Origin of the sequence: Pseudomonas sp. EL_65y_Pfl2_R96, from assembly GCF_963970905.1 — a bacterium.
Lineage (GTDB): Bacteria > Pseudomonadota > Gammaproteobacteria > Pseudomonadales > Pseudomonadaceae > Aquipseudomonas.
The window spans coordinates 1-453 of record NZ_CAXAQH010000346.1 but is presented as its reverse complement, the minus strand read 5'-3'; the positions used below and the strand labels follow the sequence as shown (position 1 = coordinate 453).

Sequence of the window (453 nt, the reverse complement as noted above, 5' to 3'; positions counted from 1 at the left end):
GATCTGTGTGCCGACGGCCAGCAAGCCCTCTCGCTGCTCAGCGAAGTGCCCTATGACCTGGCCATCGTCGATTGGGAGCTGCCCGGTGTCGATGGCTTGAGCGTGTTGCGCAGCGTGCGCCAGCGCAAACGCAATCCGCCGCTGCCGTTCATTCTGATGAGCAGCCGCAACGACAGCGCGAGCGTGCGCGAAGCCCTTCCGCTGGCGCCGACGGCGTACCTGACCAAACCCCTGAACATGGAAAGCCTGACGGAGCGTCTGCAAGGTTTGTTGCTCAATGCCGGTGAGGAAGTGTTCTGCGAAGTGCCGGCACTCGCGCCGGGCATGACCTTGTCGGTGTTCCTTGAGCGGCGCCGCGAGCAGACTGACGGCGCCCCGCTGATGACCGATGTGCAGGTGGCGGTCAAACGCAGCCTCAATCCCAATGGGCTGGACCTGAAGCTGCTGGAAGAG

At 63.8% G+C, this 453-nt stretch carries 1 protein-coding gene; it reads left to right on the top strand.

Going from position 1 to position 453, the window contains the following annotated elements:
• On the top strand, nucleotides 1-453 hold a 453-nt coding region (locus tag AACY49_RS30970), incomplete at both ends, for a response regulator (RefSeq protein WP_339528123.1).